The 22908-nt window shown below is 57.4% G+C and carries 21 protein-coding genes; 12 read left to right on the forward strand and 9 right to left on the reverse strand.

The window, feature by feature from the left end; genetic code table 11:
• Positions 1–206 precede the first annotated feature (206 nt).
• On the forward strand, positions 207–1808 hold the full coding sequence (locus CQ018_RS17980) for an ABC-F family ATP-binding cassette domain-containing protein (protein WP_105551382.1): 1602 nt from the start codon (positions 207–209) through the stop codon (positions 1806–1808).
• Positions 1809–2102: 294 nt separating this feature from the next.
• On the opposite strand, the gene CQ018_RS17985 is transcribed toward CQ018_RS17980, so the two are convergent.
• The 3 genes from CQ018_RS17985 to CQ018_RS17995 are packed head-to-tail and all read right to left on the reverse strand — an operon-like array spanning position 2103 to position 3873.
• Positions 2103–3041: an SURF1 family protein gene (locus tag CQ018_RS17985; protein WP_105551383.1), complete on the reverse strand. Its 939-nt coding sequence runs from the start codon at positions 3039–3041 to the stop codon at positions 2103–2105.
• Between the two features lie 5 nt (positions 3042–3046).
• Positions 3047–3331 (reverse strand): acetone carboxylase, encoded by a 285-nt coding sequence (locus CQ018_RS17990; RefSeq protein WP_105551384.1) that lies wholly within the window; start codon positions 3329–3331, stop codon positions 3047–3049.
• A complete protein-coding gene (locus CQ018_RS17995) occupies positions 3328–3873 on the reverse strand; it encodes a DUF3099 domain-containing protein (RefSeq protein ID WP_105551385.1) in 546 nt (181 codons plus the stop codon). Before CQ018_RS17995 ends, CQ018_RS17990 begins: the two co-directional genes overlap by 4 nt.
• 196 nt (positions 3874–4069) lie before the next feature.
• On the opposite strand from CQ018_RS17995, the gene fabG reads away from it, so the two are divergent.
• From fabG to CQ018_RS18020, 5 genes are all read left to right on the forward strand, one after another.
• Entirely contained in the window at positions 4070–4795 is a 726-nt protein-coding gene (gene fabG, locus CQ018_RS18000) for a 3-oxoacyl-ACP reductase FabG (protein ID WP_105551386.1), read from the forward strand.
• A gap of 662 nt (positions 4796–5457) precedes the next feature.
• The gene (locus tag CQ018_RS18005) at positions 5458–5922 is read left to right on the forward strand and encodes a GatB/YqeY domain-containing protein (protein WP_105551412.1); all 465 of its coding nucleotides are present in this window, start codon (positions 5458–5460) and stop codon (positions 5920–5922) included.
• Between the two features lie 179 nt (positions 5923–6101).
• Positions 6102–6848, forward strand: coding sequence for an SDR family oxidoreductase (locus tag CQ018_RS18010; protein WP_105551413.1), 747 nt, complete (start codon positions 6102–6104; stop codon positions 6846–6848).
• Between the two features lie 413 nt (positions 6849–7261).
• On the forward strand, positions 7262–8992 hold the full coding sequence (locus tag CQ018_RS18015) for an ABC transporter ATP-binding protein (RefSeq protein ID WP_105551414.1): 1731 nt from the start codon (positions 7262–7264) through the stop codon (positions 8990–8992).
• Complete coding sequence (locus CQ018_RS18020; RefSeq protein WP_308729256.1) at positions 8989–11256, forward strand: ABC transporter ATP-binding protein; 2268 nt, start codon at positions 8989–8991, stop codon at positions 11254–11256. The genes CQ018_RS18015 and CQ018_RS18020 overlap by 4 nt, the downstream gene beginning before the upstream one ends.
• A gap of 144 nt (positions 11257–11400) precedes the next feature.
• Here CQ018_RS18020 and CQ018_RS18025 read toward each other — a convergent pair whose 3' ends face one another.
• Positions 11401–13089 carry a VanW family protein gene (locus CQ018_RS18025; RefSeq protein ID WP_258142724.1) on the reverse strand — a complete coding sequence of 563 codons (1689 nt, stop codon included), beginning with the start codon at positions 13087–13089 and terminating at the stop codon, positions 11401–11403.
• Positions 13090–13268: 179 nt separating this feature from the next.
• Positions 13269–14177, reverse strand: a complete 909-nt coding sequence (gene serB, locus CQ018_RS18030) for a phosphoserine phosphatase SerB (RefSeq protein ID WP_105551388.1) — start codon at positions 14175–14177, stop codon at positions 13269–13271.
• 124 nt (positions 14178–14301) lie between these two features.
• On the opposite strand from serB, the gene CQ018_RS18035 reads away from it, so the two are divergent.
• From CQ018_RS18035 to CQ018_RS18055, 5 genes are all read left to right on the forward strand, one after another.
• Positions 14302–15087, forward strand: coding sequence for an ABC transporter ATP-binding protein (locus CQ018_RS18035; protein ID WP_105551389.1), 786 nt, complete (start codon positions 14302–14304; stop codon positions 15085–15087).
• Between the two features lie 16 nt (positions 15088–15103).
• A complete protein-coding gene (locus CQ018_RS18040; protein WP_105551390.1) occupies positions 15104–15907 on the forward strand; it encodes a sulfite exporter TauE/SafE family protein in 804 nt (267 codons plus the stop codon).
• Between the two features lie 6 nt (positions 15908–15913).
• The gene (locus tag CQ018_RS18045) at positions 15914–16771 is read left to right on the forward strand and encodes an RNA methyltransferase (RefSeq protein WP_105551391.1); all 858 of its coding nucleotides are present in this window, start codon (positions 15914–15916) and stop codon (positions 16769–16771) included.
• A gap of 181 nt (positions 16772–16952) precedes the next feature.
• A complete protein-coding gene (locus tag CQ018_RS18050) occupies positions 16953–17210 on the forward strand; it encodes a type B 50S ribosomal protein L31 (RefSeq protein WP_105551416.1) in 258 nt (85 codons plus the stop codon).
• 176 nt (positions 17211–17386) lie between these two features.
• Positions 17387–18454, forward strand: a complete 1068-nt coding sequence (locus CQ018_RS18055; RefSeq protein WP_105551392.1) for a lipoate--protein ligase family protein — start codon at positions 17387–17389, stop codon at positions 18452–18454.
• 105 nt (positions 18455–18559) lie between these two features.
• Here CQ018_RS18055 and CQ018_RS18060 read toward each other — a convergent pair whose 3' ends face one another.
• From CQ018_RS18060 to CQ018_RS18075, 4 genes are all read right to left on the reverse strand, one after another.
• Entirely contained in the window at positions 18560–19933 is a 1374-nt protein-coding gene (locus tag CQ018_RS18060) for an NAD-dependent succinate-semialdehyde dehydrogenase (protein ID WP_105551393.1), read from the reverse strand.
• Between the two features lie 249 nt (positions 19934–20182).
• Positions 20183–20968 carry a 5'-methylthioadenosine/S-adenosylhomocysteine nucleosidase gene (mtnN, locus tag CQ018_RS18065; protein ID WP_105551394.1) on the reverse strand — a complete coding sequence of 262 codons (786 nt, stop codon included), beginning with the start codon at positions 20966–20968 and terminating at the stop codon, positions 20183–20185.
• Positions 20965–21435, reverse strand: coding sequence for an S-ribosylhomocysteine lyase (locus tag CQ018_RS18070; protein ID WP_105551395.1), 471 nt, complete (start codon positions 21433–21435; stop codon positions 20965–20967). The genes mtnN and CQ018_RS18070 overlap by 4 nt, the downstream gene beginning before the upstream one ends.
• Before the next feature lie 190 nt (positions 21436–21625).
• A complete protein-coding gene (locus tag CQ018_RS18075) occupies positions 21626–22279 on the reverse strand; it encodes a dihydrofolate reductase family protein (RefSeq protein ID WP_105551396.1) in 654 nt (217 codons plus the stop codon).
• A 159-nt stretch (positions 22280–22438) separates the two neighbouring features.
• On the opposite strand from CQ018_RS18075, the gene CQ018_RS18080 reads away from it, so the two are divergent.
• Positions 22439–22873 carry a VOC family protein gene (locus tag CQ018_RS18080; RefSeq protein WP_105551397.1) on the forward strand — a complete coding sequence of 145 codons (435 nt, stop codon included), beginning with the start codon at positions 22439–22441 and terminating at the stop codon, positions 22871–22873.
• Positions 22874–22908 lie beyond the last annotated feature (35 nt).

The following is a 22908-nucleotide window of genomic DNA, read 5'->3' on the forward strand; positions in this document are numbered from 1 at the left end:
GGGGGGGGGGGGGGGGGTAACCTAAGAATCCTTAGGGCCGGTAGGTAAACCGATGCTGATCTGTCTGTGGGTAGATGGTGATGGGGGAGTCCGGCAGCTGCGTTGAACGTGAGATGCACCGCATCGTACGTTGTTCGTGGCCGGGTGACCGGTAGACTTGAGAGGTTGCCCAGCAGGGCTATATTTTCTCCACCGAAAGGGTCACCGTGATTTCCGTTGCCGATTTGGAGCTGCGCGCCGGCGCACGCCTTCTCATGGAGGGCGTCTCGTTCCGCATCGACAAGGGCGATAAGATCGGCCTGGTCGGGCGAAATGGTGCTGGTAAGACCACCATGACGCGCGTACTTGCCGGCGAAACAGCGCCCGCAGGTGGCTCGGTCACCGCCACCGGAACCATCGGCTACCTGCCGCAGGATCCGCGCACCCCCAACATGGAGCAGCTGGCCCGTGACCGTATCCTTTCGGCCCGTGGCCTGGACATCATCGTCGGCAAGCTCAAAAAGTGCCAGGACAATATGTCCTCCGAGGATCCGGCGGTTGCCGCCAAGGCAATGCGCCAGTACGACCGCATCGAGGCCGAATTCATCGCCGGTGGCGGTTACGCCGCCGAGTCCGAGGCCGCGGCGATCTCCAATAACCTTGCCCTGCCCGAGCGCCTGCTTAACCAGCCGCTCTCAACTCTTTCCGGTGGTCAGCGCCGCCGTGTTGAGCTGGCCCGCATCCTGTATGCGGATGCCGAAACGTTGCTGCTCGATGAGCCAACTAACCACCTCGACGCCGACTCGATCACCTGGCTGCGTGGCTTCTTGGCCAACCACCAGGGCGGCCTGCTGGTTATTTCGCACGATACCTCGCTGCTTGAAGCAACAGTGAACAAGGTCATTCACCTCGATGCCAACCGCGCCACCATGGATGTCTACAACCTCGGTTGGAAGCGCTACCTGCAGCAGCGTGAAACCGATGAGCGTGCCCGTAAGCGTGAACGCGCCAACACCGAGAAGAAGGCAACCACCTTGCTGGCCCAGGCCAATAAGATGAAGGCCCGGGCCTCGGGTGCCTCCGCGGCACAGTCGATGCTCAAGCGTGTTGACCGTTTGATGAGCGGCCTTGACGATGTGCGCGTTGCAGACCGCGTCGCGGCGCTGCGCTTCCCGGATCCGGCCCCTTGTGGCAAGACCCCGCTGATGGCCGAGGGGCTTTCCAAGTCCTACGGTTCGCTGGAAATCTTTACCGATGTGTCCCTGGCTATTGACCGCGGCTCCAAGGTAGTGATCCTGGGCCTGAACGGTGCGGGTAAGACCACGCTGCTGCGCATGCTCGCCGGGGTTTCCCAGCCAGATACCGGTGAACTAATATCCGGTCATGGCTTGAAGATTGGCTACTTCGCCCAGGAGCATGACACCCTGGACGTTGATCGCTCGGTGCTTGAAAACATGCGCTCTGCTGCCCCGAGCCACATGGGGGACAAGGAAGTGCGCGGAATCCTGGGTTCCTTCATGTTCTCCGGTGACGATGTTGATAAGCCCGCCGGTGTGCTTTCCGGTGGCGAGAAGACCCGTCTTGCACTTGCTACGATCGTTGCCTCAAGCGCGAACGTGCTGCTGCTCGACGAGCCGACTAACAACCTTGACCCGGCATCGCGTGCGGAGATCCTCTCGGCACTTTCGAACTTCTCCGGAGCCGTGGTGATGGTATCGCACGATGAGGGAGCGGTTGCCGCGCTGAACCCAGAGCGCGTGGTACTGCTGCCGGATGGCGACGAGGATTTGTGGAATGATTCCTACCTGGAGCTTGTCACCCTGGCCTAGCTACTGAGCTGATCCCTCCTCCGGGGGCCGATGCCGTGTGTTGCCCTTGTGCGCAGCACGCGGCATCGAGAGTTTAACGGTGTAGCTTAAACGCGGAAGAGCGCAAGCAAGGACCCGCACATAGTTTCTACGCACCTGGCGCCAAAGCTCGCGGCGCATGGGCCCCAAATCCTTGGTGCCGCCGGGGGGAAAGCTGGGCTAAGCAACGCGAGTAAACGTTGTTCAGCCCAGCTTGAACCATATTTTAGTAAATTCTAGCCGGGCGGTTCGCACCGGGTAGAAAACTAAATTGAGTTAGTTGCGTGGGTCTTGCGGGTCTTGATTACCACGTGCCGATGCTGCGGCTTGGGCCTCGAGAGCATCGAGATAGGCATCTTCCTGGGCTTCGTCGGTGGGTGAACCATCACGGCGGACGAGCTTCTTGGGCCGTTTGCGCATACGGTGAGCCTGATGCAGGACCGGCTCTTCACCGCGTAGGACTGCGGCCGCGAGTTCTTCCTTATCTTCCCTATTGATGCGGGCCTGCTGTTTTGCTGCGTAGCCAAATCCAATAAATACCAGCACGCCGAAGGCGAACCATTGGAACATGTAGGAAAGGTGCGGGCCTTCATCTTCCTCCGGACGCTGCAACTGGGCAGGTGCATCGGCGGCTGCCGGATCCTCAAGGAACATGAGCCCGAAAGCTCCCGTGGCAATGGGATAGTCGAGCTTTTCTTGGTAGGTGGGCAGATCGATGGAGGCCAACTGCCCCTCCGGTGCACCGCGGTCAAGCTTTGGTTCTCCGGCCTTCAGCCGCACCGAAATCTTGACGTTTCCTTCGGGGGGAGCGGGGATGAGATCAGGTTGGCCTGGATTGTTATTACCGATGGGCAAAAAGCCCCGGTTCACTATCACGGTTGTGCCGTCGGTGGTGCGGAACGGAACTAACTGCTCGTAGCCCGGACGCGAACCGGAAATACGGTTTCGCACGATGATCTGATCGTCGCTCAGGTAGCTGCCTTCAAGGGATACAGGTGTCCATTTGGCTTCCGCTGGCATGTTCTGGAAGTAGTTCTTGGCTTCCGCAAAGGGGATGGCTGGTGCATCAAAGTTGCGTTGCACGTGCGAGATCTCAACCAGCGCACCCTCGCGCCTATCCATCTGCCATTTACCCAGAAAAGTGAAAACGCTGGCGAAGAGACAGACAAGCAGGAGCCAGCCGATCCAGCGGGTGCTGGCTAAGAATCGATACACGCTAGTTAGTTCTCCTCGGAGGTGGCGTCGGCAGGTGGCGCCTTGGGAATTATCGCTTCGGTGTCCAGTGGAGCTCGCTCCTTGAAGAGCAGCCGTTCGGACAGGTAATTTTCAAGCCAACTTGCGTGTTCGTTGCAGGCTAACCAAATTTTACGGCGTTCCGGGGTATGGATCTTGGGGTTATTCCACAGCAGTTGCGTTGTAGCTGCGCTGCGGCAGCCCTTGCGCGAGCACTTTGCTGGGCCCACTGGTTCCTGGGCCGATCCGGACAGCGAATCAAGTAGGTTCATCGGGGTTCCTCGGTGCTTGTGGAACTCGGCGAGGCTTCCGGGGCGTCAGTGGTGGTCCCGGCCGGTCCCTGATGTTCGGGTTCTGCCGGATAGCTTACAAATGCACCGTCGATGGTTTCGGGGGCATCTCGTGGGTAGGTATCTGGTGTGTCTTCGCCATAGTTATCGGCAAAACCATGAGGTGCTGCTGTGGTATTCGACGATGGTGGCTTCGGTGCTGCCTCTGGGGCGGCGGTCAGCAAGCGTGGGTCATCACCGGAAAAAAATTCGGCAGGGGGTTCGCGCTTAGTCAGGTCGGCACCGCCGTTGGCAATAACCACCGCAACGTAGGGCAGAACTACTGCTCCGGCGAAGCAGACCCATTGGATCCAGCCGTGGGTGAAAAAGGCAGCAAGAAAGCAGACCATGCGCACAGACATGGAGATTGTGTACTTTTTCACCCGTGAATTTTGTTCTACCTTGTGGGATTCACGGGCTTCGGTGATTCGGTGTACCTGCGGCTCATGGCCATGATGTTGGGATTTAGGTTGTGGCTCGCTCATAGTTCTTCCGTCGATCCGTCATTCCTATTCTCTCACCGAGATGGCTAACTCTACGAATCGTAGAACTACGCGTGTTGGAATGCTTTCTTCCTCGTGTTCGGACCGCGGACGCCACGGTGCGGAATGCGGTCACGCTAGGATTGACTCAAGAAGAAAACTCCCACGCCAAACCCCCCAAAACTTTCCTGGAGGAATCATGTCCGAAACCCTGTCCACTTCGGCCCGCAGTGTCCTTGTCACCGGTGGAAACCGCGGCATTGGACTGGCCATTGCACGTGCCTTTGAAGCAAATGGCGACAAAGTAGCAATCACTTACCGCAGTGGCGAGGTCCCCGAGGGACTGCTTGGTGTTAAGGCAGATGTTACCGATGCCGCTTCGATCGATGCGGCATTTTCTGAGGTTGAAGCGGCTCACGGACCTGTCGAGGTGTTGATCGCCAATGCTGGTGTTACGCGTGACACCCTATTGATGCGCATGAGTGAGGACGATTTCACCTCCGTCATCGATACCAACCTCACCGGTGCATTCCGGGTCATTAAGCGTGCTTCCAAGGGCATGATCAAGATGCGCAAGGGACGCGTTGTGCTGATCTCCTCTGTCGTAGGCCTCTACGGTTCCCCCGGACAGATTAATTATGCGGCGTCGAAGGCAGGCCTGGTGGGTATCGCTCGATCACTCACCCGCGAACTTGGTTCCCGCGGGATTACCGCTAACGTCGTTGCACCGGGTTTCATCAACACCGATATGACAGCAGAGCTGCCAGAAGCGACCCAGAAGAGTTACTTGGCCTCAATCCCGGCAAACCGATTCGCCGAGCCCAAAGAAGTGGCAAATGTTGTGCGCTGGGTAGCCAGCGACGAGGCCGCATATATTTCCGGCGCTGTGATCCCGGTCGATGGTGGCTTGGGGATGGGTCACTAGGTTACCGACAGCAAACGCCTTTTGATGGGCGGCGGAGTCGGTTAGCTGCCACAAATAAACAAATATTTACCCAGCGGTTGGTGGCGGGGTCCTCTCCTTGAGGGCAGCGCTGCCAACCGCTGCGGCGTTGTGCCAAAAAAACAGCTGGCAGAAGTGTGAGCGAAATTCTTGTTTTTCGAACTGTGGGGGAACGCACTGCCCGGGGCGGTCCCTGTGCCTCACCGAGTTTCCACCTTCCGTGTCCGCGGGAGTGGGGGCATGCTCCGATGCTGACGTTGGTAGACGTTGTGGCCAGACTAGCCGAATAAAACTCGCCCGGGATGCCTGTGCACATCCATAGTTATATTGTAAATCTAGGTAAATTTTTGACATAGTCCGTTTTCCCGGCCAAGACAACCCCTGGACCTCACCGTTGAAAAACCGCCATGACGCCGGGGTGAGAATCGAATGCACGAGCAGCCTTCAGACATTTGGGGGAGTGCACTTAGCAACGTGCTGAATTGGTGAGAATCCCAATATTTTCTAATTGGTGGCCCACGAAGCGATGCGTGAGAAAGAATGCGAACGCTAAGGGCAATAAACTAGTAAGAACAGCGGCATGGAATGCGGCGCGGACGCGTCGTGGCATATGCCCGATGAGCAGCGAAAGTAGACCAACGATCATGGAAAACCTCAAGACTCGCCTGCGCGATGACATGAAGACCCATCTCAAAGCCGGCAATAAGGTGGCGCTAACCACCGTGCGTAATCTCATCGGTGAAATCAATACTCGCGAAAAGGGTGGTAAGACCCCGATCGAACTTGATGATGCGGCAGTGATCGCGTTGCTACAGAAGGAGGCGGCACGCCGACGCGAGACGGCCCAAACCTATACCGATGCCGGTGCTGCTGACCGTGCGGCTGCAGAGAGCGCCGAAGCAGAAATCATCGAGGCCTACCTGCCCTCACCACTAGATGCCGCGGCAGTTCAAGGCATCATCGATTCGGCCGTGGCATCGTTGAAAGCAGATGGCGTTGAGCTTTCGATGCGCTCGATGGGCGCCGTGATGAAACTTGTCAGTGCCGAAGTTGCCGGCCGGTTTGATGGTAAGAGCGTCAGCGATATGGTGCGAGCCTCGCTGGCATAAAGTTCCGGAACTTGAGGGTAAGTTTTTTGGAGGTTTCCTACAACCCTCCACCGTGCCTCCTGCTGGCAGGATTGAAGTAAGCAGTGCAAGTTTTTGTAAGAAACAACCAATTTGGTCATCCGGTGTGTATTGAGCGCAAGAAGCGTCAAGTGCTACCGAGAGCCGGTCTAGGAGCAGAATTGTCAGATCTCACAGCCAAGGGCGCAATCGTCACGGGTTCCTCACGCGGTATTGGTGCCGAAGTAGCCAAGATCCTCGCAGCCCAGGGTGCTGGCGTCGTTATCAACTACCGCCAGAAGGCACCACGTGCCAACAAGATCGTCGCTGGCATTGTTGAAGCCGGAGGCCGGGCTGTTGCTGTCGGTGCCGACCTGACATCCGCTGAGGGTCCAGAAACCTTGGTCCAAGCGGCAATCGAGAACTTTGGTTCGCTCGATATGCTGGTGCTTAACGCTTCCGGTGGGATGGAAACCTCCATGGGTGAGGATTATGCCCTGCGTCTGAACCGTGATGCACAGGTAGCGATGCTTGAGGCCGCAACAGCAAAAATGGCACCAGGTTCCCGCGTGGTATTTGTTACAAGCCACCAGGCACACTTCATCGATCAGGTTTCCACCATGGATGCTTACGAGCCCGTGGCTCGATCCAAGCGCGCAGGTGAACTCGCGCTTCGTGATTTCATCCCGGCTCTGGAAGCGAAGGGGATCAGTTTTGTTGTGGTTTCCGGCGACATGATCGAGGGAACCATCACCGCAACTCTGCTTGATCGTGCCGAGCCCGGAGCCATTGAGGCTCGTCGCACGGCTGCTGGCAAGCTCTACTCGGTCGAAGAATTCGGTGCCGAAGTTGCCGCAATGGTGACCGCTGATGTGCCTACCGGACACACCGAGTATGTTGGTGGCGCCGGGGACTTCCTAAAGAAGTAGGCTTCACGCACTTAGAACGTTGAAAAGATCCTCGTTTCTTGCCTTGGGGTAGGAAACGAGGATCTTTTTGTATGGGTAGGGGGTGTACAGCAGGGTGCCACGTCTTCTGTAGCGCCACGCGCGTTGTAGGGCCTGTGCTGAGGCACACCCGTGGACGGTGCTGTGAGTACTTGGCAGAAATCAACTAAATACTGTAAATCTTAGTGTTTCGAAAGTAGAGTTCGATTTTAGGTGCATGTCGTCTATACACCCGCTGAGGCTGTCGTTTGGTCCGATATCCAGATACGTCATTGTGCCGGGATACGTGGTCCTGAAGGAAGTACTTGAACCGCCAGATGCAGGATGCGCATCGGTGACCGGGTGCTGATGAGTTCCGCGTGCGTGCCACTGCTAATGGAAAGCCGGTTGAACAAATGCTTTTTCGACTCTTATCGGTATACCTCAAGCCGTATACGAAGTTGCTGCTAGCCGTCGCATTCTTCCAGATGTCACAGTCGATTGCCTCATTATTCTTGCCAAGCTTGAATGCTGACATCATCGATAATGGCATTGCAAAGGGCGATATAGGGCATATTTGGGTCGTGGGTGGGCTCATGCTCGGAGTTACATTTGTTCAGGTTGCCTGCGCCCTGTGCGCAGTGTATTTCGGCGCAAAAACGGCAATGTCGCTGGGTAGAGATTTACGTGCAGGCATTTTTCACAGGGTTAGCTTGTTCTCCGAACGAGAAGTGGCTAGTTTCGGTGCCCCAACGCTCATCACCCGCACCACCAATGACGTGCAACAGGTACAAATGTTTGTGCTGATGGCCTGCACGATGTTTATTTCAGCACCCATACTTGCCGTCGGTGGTGTGATCATGGCATTACAACAAGACGTTGGCTTGTCGTGGCTGATGGCGGTAAGCGTGCCGATTCTCCTGATCGCCATAGGTTTTCTCATCACCAAAATGGTGCCGCAATTTCAGCGCATGCAAAAACGCATCGACAAGGTCAACCAGGTTTTACGCGAACAGCTCACCGGTATCCGAGTGATCAGAGCCTTCGTGCGTGAGGACATCGAAAGCAAACGTTTTGAAGACGCAAACTCGGAACTCACAGAAACCGCACTGAGCGTCGGAAGATATTTTGCGTTGATGTTCCCCATCGTGATGGTCGTGCTGAATGTTTCAAGCGTCGCGGTAATCTGGTTTGGTGGTTTCCGGGTTGAAGCCGGCATGGAAGTCGGTGCGCTTGTCGCATACCTGAGCTACCTGCTACAAATTCTCATGGCTGTCATGATGGCAACATTTATTGGTGTCATCCTGCCACGCGCGGCTGTTAGCGGTGAGCGAATCCAAGAAGTTGTACAAACCGAAACCACGGTTCTGATGCCGCTAAACGGTATTACCGAACTTTCCGAAACCGGCAGCGTGGAATTTGAGAACGTCGAATTTTCCTATCCGGGGGCAGCACAACCTGTGTTGCATGATCTGAACTTTTCGGTACACGCAGGTCAAACGGTAGCCATCATCGGTAGCACCGGTAGCGGAAAAACCACATTGGTCAATCTCTTGCCACGGCTTTTTGACGCTACGGGCGGGCGGGTACTCATCGATGGCGCCGACGTGCGTGAGATCGCACCAGATACCTTGTGGGGGCAGATCGGGTTGGTGCCACAAAAACCGTATCTATTCACTGGAACCGTCGCCTCAAATCTCCGATATGGAAAGCCCGATGCCAGCGACGATGAACTGTGGCAGGCACTCGAGACAGCACAAGCAGCAGCGTTTGTTGCAGGGTTACCCGAGGGGCTTCAAGCACCCATTTCCCAGGGCGGAACAAATGTATCTGGTGGGCAGCGCCAACGCTTAGCGATTGCCAGAGCACTGGTGAAGGCACCGCAGTTATACGTGTTTGATGATTCGTTCTCCGCCCTAGATATGGCCACAGACGCACGATTACGTGCCGCGCTTGCCAAAGAAGCAAGTGGAGCGACGAAAATCATCGTTGCTCAACGACTTGTAAGCATCATCGATGCGGATTTGATACTCGTGCTTGAAGATGGGGCAATCGTCGGTGCGGGTAAACACGAACAGCTACTGGTGGACTGCCCCACGTATGTGGAGATTGTTGAATCTCAAATGGTTCAGGGAGGCCGAGCATGAGCGAGCAGCACCAAGACCCAGAACCATCACCACGCAACCCGGGGGCACGGCATCTGCTTCGTCGAGCGCAGGGTGCCAAACACGCCGCAGCTGCGCCCCACGATGAGGTATCGGAGAGAACCTCGGAACGCGTTCAGGAAAGCGTTGCCATACAAGAAGGTGCAAACTCGCACAAGATAGCTGGCAAACATGTTGCACCGTCGGTATCCGCAAACATCAGCAATCAAGATTTCACACCCGGCACAGAGCGTGCGGAGGAACACGCCCTCCGGCAATGGGCAGAGACTAGAACCTTTGAGGACTCCGTGGAGCCGGAAGAGGAAATTGCGCCACCGCCACCACGGCGAGGATTTGGCCCGGGGCGTGGCCCCATGGCCGGAGCCATGCCAGCGGAAAAGGCAATTAACTTTGGGCCCAGCACCAAACGCCTACTGAGTCGGTTAGCTCCACATAAAATTGGAATAATTTCGGTCCTGTTTCTCACCATCATTGGTGTAATCTTCACCGTGTTGGGTCCCAAGCTGCTGGGTCAGGGCACCAACCTGATCTTTGATGGCGCAATCTCCAAAAAACTTCCGGCAAACATGACCCAGGAACAGTTCATCGCCGAACTGCGAAACGCCGGCCAAGACGGCTATGCGGACCTGCTCAGCGGAATGAACCTCCGTCCTGGGCATGGCATCGACTTTCAGGCACTGGGTAATGTGTTGCTTCTCGTCCTTGCGTTGTACATCGCCGCATCGGTTTTTAGTTGGCTCTCGGCCTATGTCCTGAACGAGGTGGTGCAGCATACGGTGTTTAAGCTGCGCCAAGACATCGAGGAAAAAATCAACAGGCTACCGCTTGGCTACTACGACAAGATGAAACGAGGTGAGTTACTGAGCCGGGTGACAAACGACATTGACAATATTTCGCAGTCCCTGCAACAAACCATGAGCCAGCTTGTCACATCCCTATTCACTGTCCTTGGTGTGTTGGTGATGATGTTGTTAGTATCTCCAACGCTCACCCTGATCACATTGATCACCATCCCGCTAACGCTGATAGTTACAGTTGTGGTTGCCAAACGTTCGCAGAAACTCTTTGCAGCTCAGTGGAAACATACAGGTGAACTCAACGGTGAAATTGAGGAGAACTTCACTGGCCATGCACTGGTGAAGGTGTTTGGTCGACAACGCGAGGTAGCTGCGGTGTTTGACGCGAAAAACCAGGAATTGTATAAGGCAAGCTTCGGCGCACAATTTGTTTCGGGCATCATCATGCCATCGACAATGTTCGTGGGAAATATTGTGTACGTGGGAATTGCCGTTGTTGGTGGTCTGCGCGTTGCCTCCGGTTCCATGAGCCTCGGAGACGTGCAGGCATTTATCCAGTACTCTCGCCAGTTCACCCAGCCGCTGACACAGCTGGCAAGCGTGGTAAATCTCATCCAATCGGGTGTTGCCTCGGCCGAACGCGTATTTGAACTTCTTGATGCCGATGAACAAGACCCCGATCCGTCGCATGCGCCAAGCCCTGAAACTTCGTCGGGAAGACTCGTTTTTAGCGATGTTTCCTTTAGGTACAGCGCCGATAAACCACTGATCGAAAACGTTAGCCTGGTTGCCGAACCCGGGCAGATGGTGGCAATTGTCGGTCCCACGGGCGCCGGGAAAACGACGTTGGTAAACCTGATCATGCGATTCTATGAGTTGGATTCCGGAACTATCACCTTAGATGGTGTTGATATTTCGCTCATGGAACGCGATGATCTGCGTCGACGCATGGGAATGGTTTTGCAGGACACCTGGCTATTTGGCGGAACAATTCGTGAAAACATTGCCTATGGCCGGCCCGAAGCAAGCGAAGCCGAGATCAGGACTGCAGCCGAGGCAACATTTGTCGATAGGTTTGTGCACTCCTTGCCAGATGGCTATGACACGGTGCTTACCGATGAGGCAGGGAATGTGAGCGCGGGGGAGAAGCAGCTGTTGACAATCGCTCGGGCTTTTATCGCATCTCCCAGTGTTTTAATTCTCGATGAGGCTACAAGCTCCGTTGATACACGGACCGAGGTATTGGTGCAACAGGCCATGGCGGCGTTGCGCAGTGATCGCACCAGCTTTGTCATCGCCCATCGACTCTCAACCATCAAGGATGCGGACCTCATTGTGGTGATGGACGATGGGCAGGTTGTTGAACAAGGGACTCACGATGAGCTGCTTGCCGCGCGTGGAGCATTCTTTGAGTTGTACAACGCACAATTTGCAGGTGCCCTGGAGTAGGGATGCTGCCCTGCGGTACCGCGGTGCCTCCACGGTTGTGCAGGCGGCTTCTGCAGAAAGAACTACGCCGGCCTCAACGCCTCCGAAAGGAGGATTGAAGCCGGCGTAGTTTATTGCCTGATCAACCAAGGGGGGGCAGAAATATTAGGGTTTCTTGCCGCAGACTACCTTGTTCCAGGGTGCATAGGTCCAAGACTTGGTCTCTGCTGGAAGCGTCTTCTCGGCAGATGTTCGGGTGCGTGTGACGTTGATGGAGAAACCCTTCTTACCGCCACTCTCTGAAATGCACTTAGTTGCCGGGTTGTAGGTGGTCGTCGGATTCGTGAAGTTGTATTTGGGCGATGACTTTGAGGTCACGGTCCAGTACTTGGTGCTCCACAAACGGGTATTGACCTTGCCGCCACCAACCCAGGCATCGATCATGACGGCGTAGGGAGAATTGTTCTTCCAAGCCATGTCGACCTGGCCTTCCCACAAGGTTGCCTCACGGCCGGCCGGGTAACGCTCGAACCAGCGGCTGTGTGGCTTGTGAGTGATGTCATCGTATCCGGCAAGGAAACCAACGTTGTACATCTGCGTGGAAATCTGTGACAGGCCACCGCCCACCGCAGAGGAGGAGAACCCATTGACCACGACGCCGGAATCAAAGTAGCCATTGGCGACGGTAATGGGCCCCAGCGCCTTCTCCAAGGAGAAGATCTCACCAGGCATCACCACAACGCCGGTCAAACGCTTGGAACCGGCATACAGGTTCTTGGTGCGCACGGTATCCGAGGCCGGGTACGGGGTAGAGAAGGTAACGACCGGTTCCTTCACACCCAGGGCCGTGGCTTTTTCGGTGGTAAGTTCCGGCTCGACGGTAGTCAGGGTGACACGTGCCGAACGATCCGCGTCTTTCGACGCGGCTAACACCTTTTCTGCAAGACCTTCAGGATCAATTGATTTTCCTGTTTGTGACGGAATAACCGTTGGCTTACCACCGGAAAGCACGATCTTTGCATCCTTGGCAGTTGATTTGAATCCGTTGGATCCCTCGGCTGCAGCGGCAATAAGCTTTTCGTCGTCAAGGGTCATGGTGATTTTCTCACCGTCGGTCTTAAATGACGCGGCGCTAGCAAGCTGAGCCGGGGACAACGAAGCTGTTGAGGTGTCGTCGGTGAGCTTAATGGGCCCATCGACAAGTGGCTCGACGGTACCGGTCAACAATTCTTCGAAGGTAGCAGCGGAGATCTTGGGTTCGGATTTATTCACTGGCAGTTCAAGTGAGCTGCCCGAATCGAACCAGTCGGTCGATACCTTCTGGGTTGCCGCATCGATATCCACAGCGAGGCCCGTCACTGGTTTTTTCAGTACAGGTTTGGCGCCCTCAAAAGCCAGCTTGCCCTCGGCCGTGGCAGTAGCGAATTTAGGTGCCAGACCTTCTAATGCCCCGCGCAGCTTGGGCTGATCGATCACGAATTTTGGCTCAACTTGGAGCGTGCCGGTGAGTCGTTCAACAAGCGTCTTGGGATTGAGATTGAAACCCGTAAGTCCTTCGAGAGTTGCATCAATGTCAATTCCGAGGCCCGCCTTGGCCGGATCGAGTGCTGCTTTTTTCTCACCAACATTCAAATCAACCGGCTTCAGTGCTAGAGGCTTCAAGTCGGTGTTGAGCACTTGCGCAGCTGCATCAGGGGACAAAGAACCAATATTGACACCATGAACCGTGGTGTTGGCCGGAATTTGGGTACCAAGATATGCAGCGGTACCGGCATACAGGCCGCCTGCCAGCAGGACTGACGCGCCGGCAACGTACCAACCGCGACGGGACTTGCGTTGCCTACCGCGCTTCACGGCGTTGACTTCTTCACTGAGCAAAACGTCTGTTTCTCTTCCATCGATGACACGGAAACATCTGCATATTTCACGTGAGCTGTCCTGGTGCGGTGTCTAACAAACTGGTCAACCGCCGAATGAATCCTACCGCCCTACTCCAAACGGCAGAGTAAATAACGGCTAGTCGGGGCAAATCGTTATGCGATTCCCACCAAGTTCTCAATCACATCGAGGCGTGGAATGTCGATGCGGGCATCTGCTGCATCTCGCAAAGCTGGCTTTGCATTAAATGCAACACCGAGTCCGGCGGCGGTGACCATATCCAAGTCGTTGGCCCCATCGCCGGCAGCAATGGTGTGCTCGAGACTCAAGCCCAGCTCCTTGGCCCAGGCACGGAGCATGGTTTCCTTATAGGCACGGTCAACCACCTGGCCCTTGACGGTGCCGGTGAGCTGGCCGTCTTCGATGCCTAGATCATTGGCGCAGGCGAAATCCAGTCCAAGTTCGGCAGCCAGCGGATCCAGGATCTGGGAAAAGCCACCGGAAACCACTGCCACGAAGTGACCCGCTGCCTTGAACGCCGCAATAAGTTCGCGCGCCCCATCGGAAAGCTCAATTTTGGCGCGGACCTGATCAATGACGCCGGCATCGAGTCCGGCAAGGGTCTTGACCCGGGCATGCAGTGACTGTGCGAAGTCAAGTTCCCCACGCATGGCGGCCTCGGTGACGGCAGTGACCTCGGCCTCACGTCCGGCATGAGCGGCAAGTAGTTCGATGACTTCCTGTTTGATCAGCGTTGAATCAACGTCCATGACCAGTAGCTTTTTGGGGGCTAGGACCAACTCGGCGGGAACCACCGCAATGCTCAGGGTCCGTAGGAGCTCATCTTTGGAGCGCACATTTTGGTCATCGAGCGGGTTCACCAGGGCACGCAGCTGACGCACGGTGCCAGTGACTTCCCAGCGGGCACCGCTACGCCCGGGTCCTTCAAAGGATTGCTCGCGCAGCACGCGATGACCTGCCGCCTCGAGGGTGGAACGAAGTTTTGCTGGCTCTACTAGCTGGTGGGCAGCTGAATGGAACACAATGAAGGCTGTGGGTTGCATGCCTACTATTCTCACGTCTGCAAGGGCTTCTGCCCAAAACGTGGTGAACAATGTTGCAGGCCATCGATGGCGCTGCGGCGCTTCGGTTGGGTCAAAGTAGCAACACTGGCCTAATGTTTTACCCATGAATGAAGTGCTGGGCCTGGCCGATGTATCCGTTGTACGCGGACGTAAGAATTTACTGACCGAGATTAACTGGCAGGTTAAAGAGGGTGAACGTTGGGTGGTTCTAGGCCCCAACGGTGCCGGAAAAACCACACTGCTGCAGATTGCCGGGGCTCGAATGCACCCGACCCGCGGTGTTGCAGGAATCCTGGGTGAAGTACTTGGCGCCGTCGACGTCTTTGAATTACGCCCACGCATCGGGCTTTCCTCAGCCGCCCTGGCCAGCCACATTCCAGAGAATGAGACGGTGCTCAACGTGGTCCTCACCGCGTCCTATGGGATGACCGGGCGCTGGCGTGAAGCCTACGAAAAGATGGATGAGCGTCGTGCCTTCCAGCTTTTGCATCACTGGGGCATGTCAACCATGATCAATCGCAAGTTCGCGACTCTTTCCGAGGGTGAACGTAAACGTGTACAGATTGCTCGTGCGCTGATGACCGACCCGGAATTTTTGCTGCTCGATGAGCCAGGTGCCGGACTAGATCTAGCCGGTCGCGAAGATCTGGTGGCACGCATGAGCGAATTGGCTGCGGACGAAGAAGCTCCTGCCATGGTGCTTGTCACCCACCACCTTGAAGAAATCCCCCCGGGATTCACTCACGTACTGCTCCTCCGAGAGGGGCAGCTAGTCGCGGCCGGTCCGATCACCGAAACTCTGACCGAGGAAAACCTTTCCGATACTTTCTCCATGCCGCTTGCCTTGCGCGTGGAGAATGGCCGGTATTCAGCAGTAGCAAAGCGCTAAGCGAGCATCCCGGGTCGTGGAGCTCTGGCGTGAGATAGTCATCTTTGTGGCTGGCCTATGGGCCGGAACCATCAATACGATTGTTGGATCCGGCACGCTTGTCACCTTTCCGGTGCTAGTGGCGCTGGGCTTCGCCCCGGTGAACTCGGTGGTCTCCAACGCCATGGGCCTGGTGGCCGGTGGTTTCTCCGGAGCCTGGGGATACCGGCGCGAGGCCGCAAGCGTGGGTTCCACGCTACTCAAGCTCATTCCTGTCTCACTCGTGGGTGGGCTCATCGGCGCCTACCTGCTGCTGAATCTGCCGGACACCGTCTTTGCCTACGTGGCCCCGGTGCTCATAGTCATTGCCCTGCTGCTTGTCATTTTCCAGCCTAGGCTCTCGGCATGGGCTAAAAAGCGCCAGGCGGTAAGCGTCGGAGTGAACCCGGCCGAGGCAAATGCGGCAAAAATCTCCCCACTGCTTTATCTGCTGGTGTTTCTCATCGGCATCTATGGTGGATATTTCACCGCGGCACAGGGCATCTTGCTGATGGGGGTTTTCGGGGTTTTCCTGCATGCATCGTTGCAACAGTCAAACGCCATCAAGGTCATTTTGAGCCTTGTGGTAAATCTTGTGGCAGCGATCTCCTACCTGATTTTCGCCCCCGAACGCATTCACTGGCCGGTAGTGATTCTCATTGCCGTGGGCTCGCTGATTGGTGGGTTCATTGGAGCCAAGGTGGGACGCAAGCTCTCCCCGGGCTGGTTGCGTGCCGTCATCGTGATCCTAGGGCTGGTGGCGCTCATCAACATGGTCGCCAAGCTCTTAACCGGTGCATAAGCGCACATGAGTCAAAAACCGCCACCGGATCTTGCGGATCTCCAGGCCCGGCTGGGCCAACGGCTCATAGTGCTCAATGAGGCTACCGACCCACGCGTTGCCGACTACGTTTCGCTTTCCGATGCCGCGCTGCGCCAACAAAGCGACCCGCAACATGGGCGCTATATCGCCGAAAGCGCCAAGGTGATCAGGCGCTCCTTGGCCGCCGGACACAGCCCACGTTCATTTTTTATGGCACCCAAATGGCTGGCCGGGATGCAGGAGATCTTTGAGGCGCATCCGCAGGTGCCCATCTTCACCGGTAGCGATGCGCTACTTGAAGCGGTGACCGGTTTTCATCTGCACCGCGGGGCGTTGGCGGCGATGAACAGGCCAGATCCTAGAACTCTTGATGACCTTTTACCCGGCGCGCAACGCATCGCGGTCCTCGAAGACATCGTCGACCATACAAACCTTGGTGCGATTTTTCGTTCCGCGGCGGCGCTGGGCATTGATGCGGTGCTGCTGACGCCGCGGTGCGCCGATCCATTGTATCGGCGCTCCATCAGGGTCTCGATGGGCGCGGTATTTCAGGTGCCGTGGATGCGGCTGGAATCCTGGCCGGGGGATCTTGCTGTGCTGCGTGCCGGCGGATTTAGCATTGCTGCAATGGAACTCACCGCGCACTCGGTGGGGATTGATGCGGTTCAGGCCAGTGCGGCGGATAAGTTGGCCCTGGTGCTGGGTACCGAGGGTGCCGGGGTCAGTGCCGTTACCCTTGCGGCCGTCGATCTTACGGTCATGATTCCGATGCGTCCGGGAGTTGATTCGCTCAATGTTGCTGCGGCATCGGCCGTTGCCTTTTGGGAATTACGCGTGCGCTAAGCGGCTCCGGCTATACCGGGGTGATTGTAGTGGTGGAGAGCACAATAAGTTGGTGCATCGTGAGTTGGAAAAACCTTGAACCGCTCCGCTATACTGAAATGTCGGCTTCGTGACCTCACGAGCCGGTTTGACGCACATTTGGTTGCTGGCAAAATCCAGTGACGCGAACAAAGGTTTTAGCATGAAGGCTGATATCCACCCGCAGTACAACACGATCGTGTTCAACGACCTTGCCTCGGGCGAGAAGTTCTTGACCCGTTCGACCGCCAAGAGCAACAAGACCATCGAGTGGGAAGACGGCAATACCTACCCGGTCATTGACGTCGAAATCTCCGCAGCTTCGCACCCGTTCTACACGGGCAAGCAGCGCATCATGGACTCGGCCGGCCGTGTCGAGCGCTTCAACGCTCGCTTCAAGGGCTTCGGCGGCAAGAAGTAATTCTTCGCCCTTCACGCCTGCACACGGGATCTTCCTTCAAAGGGAAGATCCCGTTGCTGTTTAACCCCCCAGTTGCTGCCCCCTAACTCGGGCCGCGGCGCCTCGTGTCAGGACAAGATTGCCGCATGGGCAGGGCAGTTAGGGGGCATGTGCCGGCGCGGCATAGGATGGGAAGCATGGATTTGGGCTACACGCATCACGGTGAATACAAGGTTGTTGGCGGGAAACTAGTGGTCGCCGACCTGCGCGTTGAAGACGGGGTGATTACCGCCGCCTCAATCAATGGTGATTTCTTCTTGGAGCCCGATGAGGCGCTTGAAGATCTCAACGCCGCAATCATCGGGTTGCCGGAGAACGTTGAACATTCGGTGGTGCGCGAGGCAGTCACCGCCGGGTTGCGCAGTGATGCGGTGATGTTTGGTTTTGATGCCGATGCGGTGGCCCGCGTGGTGCGTCGTGCACTGGGCCATGCAACGGCCTGGGCCGATCACTCATGGCAGGTCATTGCTCCCACCACGTTACCCATCGCCCAGAATGTTGCCCTCGATGAGGTGATCGCCCGCCAGGTTGCCGCCGGCACCCGCCCACCGACGCTGCGCTTCTGGGACTGGAATGATTCCGGTGTTGTCATCGGCTCCTTCCAATCGTTACGCAATGAAGTTGATGCGCAGGCAGCGGCCGAACATTCAATCCGTGTGGTGCGTAGGATCAGTGGTGGCGGGGCCATGTTTATGGAGGCGGGGAACTGCATTACCTACTCGCTCTACCTGCCCGGATCGCTGGTTGATGGGATGAGCTTTGCCGATTCCTACCCGTTCCTTGACACCTGGGTCATGGAGGCGCTGGCCTCCATCGGGATCCAGGCGCACTACAAGCCGCTGAACGATATTGCCACCGACGCCGGAAAGATTGGTGGGGCCGCACAAAAACGCCTGGCCGGCGGGGTGGTGTTGCACCACGTGACCATGAGCTATGACATCGACGCAGAAAAAATGTTGCAGGTGTTGCGCATTGGCCGCGAAAAAATCTCCGATAAGGGCATTGCCTCTGCCGTGAAGCGGGTGGATCCGCTCAAGCGTCAGGCGGCGATGAGCCGAGAGGCGCTCATTGGCGTGATGATGGAAACATTTAGTGCCAAATATGCTGCGGGCGTTGGCGAGCTTGATGCCGCGACGCTTGAGTCAGCATCGACGTTGGCGCAGGAGAAGTTCCTTGATGATGCGTGGACCGCGCGCGTGCCATAACCAACCGAGTATGTCCCCCTTCCAAGGGGATACGTGCAGGGGGGCGCGGTACGGCCATCGATGGCTGTACCGCGGCCCCTTTCACGTTGGTGCAGGTACTGCGTGCTAGCCGCGGAAGGTGACCAGCTTGCGGTTCACGAACTCCTCCATGCCGTACTTGCCCAGTTCGCGTCCCACGCCCGAGCGCTTCACGCCGCCGAAGGGCAGCTCGGGTGCCGAGGCACTGGTCTGGTTGATCGAGACCATCCCGACCTCCAGCTTCCGGGCGATCTCATGGGCCTTGTCCATGTCCTGGGTCTGGATGGAGGCCGAAAGCCCGTAGGCCGAGGAATTGGCTAGCTCGATGGCGGCCTCCTCACCTTCGACCTTGTAAAGAACTGCGACCGGGCCGAAGAGCTCCTCGGTGTAGGCGCGCATCTCTTCGGTAACATCGGCCAGGACGGTCGGTGCGTAGAACGAGCCCGGTCCATCGACCGGACCACCGGCGGCCAGCACCGTGGCGCCCTTGTCGATGGCGTCTTGCACCTGGGCATCAAGCCCGTCGCGTGCCGCGGCCGAGGACAGCGGGCCCAAGAAGGTGTCCGGCACGGACGGGTCGCCCATCTTGATCCCTGCCACCGCGCCGGTGAAGTCTCCAACGAACTGGTCGTAGATTGATGCATCGACGATGATGCGCTTGGCTGCATTGCAGGCCTGACCGGTGTTGCCGAAACGGCCGAACATCGCCTGCTTGGCCGCACGCTTGGTGTCGGCATCGGCAAGCACCAGGAACGGGTCGGAGCCACCGAGTTCAAGCACTACCTTCTTCAGATTGGCACCGGCGATGGCCGCGACGGCCGAACCTGCACGCTCGGAGCCGGTCAGTGAGACGCCCTGCACACGGGCATCGGCAATGATCTCCGCGACCTGGTCGTTAGTGGCGAAGATGTTCACATACGCGCCTTCCGGGGCACCAGCATCGATGAAGATCTTTTCCATGGCCAGAGCCGATTCGGGGCATTGCGGGGCGTGCTTGAGTAGGATGGTGTTCCCGTTCATCAGGTTTGGCGCGGCAAAGCGGGCGACCTGGTAGTAGGGGAAGTTCCACGGCATGATGCCCAGCAGCACGCCCACGCCCTCCTTGCGGATCAGCGCGGTGCCGCCGGTTGCGACATCGAGTTCCTCGTCGGAGAGGAACTTTTCGCCGTTGGCCGCGTAGTAGCGGTAGATCGCGGCGGTGATGGCGATCTCCTTGCCGGACTGGAAGATCGGTTTGCCCATTTCGCGGGTGATGATTGCGGCGAGCTCGTCGCGGCGTTCCTCGTACAGGTCCGCGACGCGTGCCAGCAGGGCCGCACGTTTCCCCGGGGCGGTGGTGCTCCATGGTCCGAAGGCATCGCCGGTGTGACCCAGGGCTACCTGAATATCTGCATCGGTGGCCGTCGGGTAGGTCGCTTCAACGACGCCCGTTGCCGGGTTGGTGACTGCGTAAACGCTCATGGGGGGTGCTCCTTGGAACGGTGAATGAGGGGGTCTTTCTAACCGTATTGCACCCGTGGCGCGAATCACCTGCTCGGGCATGGTTTTGCGCTGTAAGCACTGCTGTGAGTCGCGGGAGTTATGAGCGCGGCGGAATGGGGGCGCACAAGCCACCTGGCCACAAAACACTGCTGCTCGGTGCTTCGAGGGATGAAGTACCGAGCAGCAATGGCATGGCACAAGAGGTGCGGTTTTCAGCGTCCAGCGCGCTTATATGATGGGCGTTCCAGCCTCGGCGGGAGCGGAGATGTCCCGCGGGGTACCGGCCTGCTGCCATGCTTCGATGACGGCCAGCACCACAACGGCGCTGCGATCTGCCGCATCGTCGACGTGGGTCAGGAAATCGGCATCGGACGCCGGACCACACAAATCCGAGATGCCGCGGATGGCCACGAAGGGAGCACCGAAGGCGAGCGACGTTTGGGCGATCGCCGAGGATTCCATGTCGGTTGCGAGCACGCCGGGGAACTGCTCCTTGATGATGACTGAACGTTCGTGGCCCACGAAGGCGTAGCTGGAAACCAGCAGCCCGTGGTGGATGGTGGCAACTTCTTTGTAGCCCGGAGCACCAATGTCACTGATGGTGCGCAGTGATTCGGGGACCGCGTAACTGGCAGGCATGCCAGGAACCTGACCGAGCACATAGCCGAAGGCGCGCGCATCGGCCGAGGCGTTAATCAGCTCCGCACCAATCACCACATCCCCAACACGCACGGTGTCGCCCAAACCACCGGCACTACCGGCGCTGATGACAAGTGGGGCAGCCGCGCTGGGATCCTGCGCGCGCGCCTGCAAAAGCGCCGCTGTTGCCGCACTTGCCGCATTGACGAGCCCAATCCCGCCACGGACCAGCAATGCGTTCAGCTCACCGAGCTTAGCGGTGTGTTGAACTGAGTTGCCGATCTGTACAGCATCGGAAACCTCGGTGGCCTGCGCCAGGAAGGGAGCGATTTCCTCTTCCATGGCGGCGATGATGATGACCTCGATGGTGCTCATGCGTAAACCTGCTCCCAGGTAGCACGCTGGGCAAGAAATGCGCGGGCAGCCTGCTGGGCGGCGGCAAGATTGTGGTTTGCACCCCAACCGCATTGGACTTCGTTGGCCGCCGGAACTTCGGTGGCCTGCAAAACTTCGGTGAGGGTGGCTTCGATCAATGCCAGGGCGGCCGGAATATCGGTTTCGCCCTGCAGGATCAGGTAGTAGCCGGTTTGGCAGCCCATGGGGGAGAAATCGATGACAGCATCGGAATGGTTGCGTGAGGCCTCGGCGAACAGGTGTTCGAGGGAGTGCATGGCATCCATTTCCAGGTGCGCAACATTTGGCTGGGTGAAGCGGACATCGTACTTGGTCAACTGATCCCCGTGCGGCAAGACCTTGGTATCGGCGATGCGTACATAGGGTGCTGCCACCAGACGGTGGTCAAGGTTGAAGGACTCAACGTTCATTTTATGTTCGGGGGACATCTGGGAATCGCTCTCTGAAGGTGGATGTCGGTCCGGCTGCTTTTATGCTGCGCCGGGAGGTTCTGTGTTTAATCCTAGTCCCGATGCTCTTGCCGGCCGTGATGCCGTGCGATGTTGGTCTGTAGTACTTCGCAACATGATGTAGCAGGCAATGGTCAAAGCCAACGGGGGGCTAAGACGCCTCGCGTGGTTAGGCACGTACAAAGTGCAGGTGCGTTGCGCCTTCCCCGGTGGTTGAAGCAGCGCAACGATAACCGGCTAGTACCCAGTCAACGTCGAAAATACGTTCTCCGCTGCCCAATAACAGCGGAACCATCGCCAGATGGATCGTGTCGATGAGCCCCATGGTGAGGAAATCACGAAGTGCTGCGGCGCCTCCACCAAGACGAATATCTTTTCCCGCGGCGGCATTGGTTGCTGCGTGCAATGCCGCCTCCGGGCCATCGGTGATGAAATGGAAGGTGGTTCCACCTGCCAGGTGCAGTGCTGGACGAGGAAAATGGGTCAGCACGATAACATCGTGGTGATATGGCGGCATCGGACCCCACCAGCCCCGCCATTGGATTGCGGCAGCACTGGCATCCCACGGACCGCGATAGGGCGTGAACATATTGCGCCCCATGATCGTTGCCCCAATGTTTTCATCCCCGGCGAGCAGCATTTGATGATCTATCCCGGTGGTGCCCTCACCGAGCCCAACCATCGTCCGGCCGTAGGCGGTGTCGAAAATCCAGTGATGGAGTCTATCGCCGCTAAGCCCCAGCGGGTGCTGCAGATCTTGCTGCCGACCGGCACCAAAGCCGTCAAGAGAAAGTGAATAATTGTGTACGCGTAGCTTGCTCACGATGAGTCCCGGAACGAATATGTGGGAAATAATTGCGGGTTGCTGTGTTCAGCTTAATCCTCCGCGATCTCATCTGGCGAGAGTCCTGAAGACACTTTCGGCGCAGAGATTATTGAGCGACTATTGAACGGTGCCGGTAGCGGGGCGTAGTGTGTGCGCATGGACCTATCCATTCAGATCACCCTCGATTGTGCTCAGCCACACGCTCAGGCTGTTTGGTGGGCACAGACCTTGGGATGGGTAGTGGAGCCAGGCGATCCCGAATTCATTAAGAAGATGATTGCCGAAGGACAAGCCACCGAGGCCGATACAACTGTTTTTGCCGGGGAGCTAGTCTGGAAAACCGGTGCGGCAATCTGCCCCAAGGATCAAGTGGGACTGATACCCAGACAGCGGATGCTCTTCCAATGGGTGCCGGAACCAAAAACCGTGAAAAACCGCATGCACCTAGATTGGCACACGGGTCGCGACAAGATCGAGGTCCGGGCCGAATTGGTGGCACGGGGAGCTAGATTTCTGTATGAGGAAGCCCAGGGACCGTTTGACTGGTTCACCATGGCAGACCCGGAAGATAACGAGTTCTGTATCTCCTAGAGAATCTGAACGTGCTCTCTTCCGGGCCTGGTGGC

Origin of the sequence: Arthrobacter sp. MYb227 (assembly GCF_002975435.1) — a bacterium.
Classification (GTDB): domain Bacteria; phylum Actinomycetota; class Actinomycetes; order Actinomycetales; family Micrococcaceae; genus Paeniglutamicibacter.